Annotated in this window: 1 pseudogene; it reads right to left on the reverse strand. The window is 58.4% G+C overall.

From position 1 onward, the window contains the following. A pseudogene (locus tag P0D89_RS53230) lies at positions 1 to 999 on the reverse strand (ISL3 family transposase); the annotation flags it as partial. Positions 1000 to 1123: the final 124 nt, after the last annotated feature.

Consider the following 1123-nt stretch of genomic DNA (forward strand, 5'->3'; position numbering starts at 1 on the left):
CTTGTTGTTGAGACCCTCAACGAAGCCAAGCGGCACCTTGTTTTCTGGCTTGCAATAGGAAGCAATCCCGTCCCAATGACGCTCGACCATCGCGGCAAACTTCTCATACGGCTTCAAACGCTGCCACTTCAGGCTGGATTTCCAGTTCTCGAAGAAGCGACGTGCCCAGCCTTCGCGCTCGTAGTCCCACAACTGCCCGAACGACTCCTTGAGCAGGTACGCGGTATTCAGACGTCGGTTCGCTGCGAGAAGCGTCTTCAAGGAGTCCCTGCCTTCCATCGACAGGTTCTCGCGATGACTGAGCAGAACGTACTTCTGGCCTTTGATGTAGCGCCGCTGCTCGCCTTGCAGGCGAGCGTATTCGCTCTTGCGCACTTCATCCAGCGCTTCGTTGAGCTGCTTTATGACATGGAATTTGTCGTACAGGATGGCCGCATGCGGCACGCGTTCCTGCGCGACGTTGTAAAACGGCCGCCACATGTCCATCACGACAAGCCGGATGCCGCGGGCCTTTTTCTCGCCCAGCCAGTCATAGAACTGATGCATGCTGGCCTCCTTTCGATCTTCGCCACCGAACCAGATCGCACGGCCCCGTATCAGGTCGCTCACAACAATGCGGTACGTCTGTCCCTTGCCAATCGAAATCTCGTCGATGCCGATTACCTTCGACCCGGGCGTGCCGAACCGCTCCAGCTGCGCCCGCATGTACTGCATCTCGAGGTCCTTGACCGTGTGCCAGTGCAATTGCAGTTCGTCAGCAACGTCCTTGACCGTGCTCTCGCGACAGCGACGACCGACGTACCACGCGAAGCGCTTCGTGTAGTGAGGGTTGTCCGCCAGAAAGCTCAGTTGTTCGCCTTTCAGGCTGCCATCGCATCGACAGCGGACCCGACGAGCTTCGAGTTCCAGGTAAATCCGTACATCGCCGTTCGGCAGATCTCGAACGCGACGCACCCTGCGATCATGGATCGAGCACCGTCGACCACATCCCTTGCAGGCCGTTTTTTTGAGCGCCGAACCAGCGTGACGACGCGTGCCATGCGATCACCGAAGACACCGCGCAGCGCTTCGCAAGGACGGAATCCGTCGAACCGGTATGCGTCGGAAAGACGCTTGAGTTTGC

The organism is Paraburkholderia sp. RL18-085-BIA-A, from assembly GCF_046027075.1.
Classification (GTDB): domain Bacteria; phylum Pseudomonadota; class Gammaproteobacteria; order Burkholderiales; family Burkholderiaceae; genus Paraburkholderia.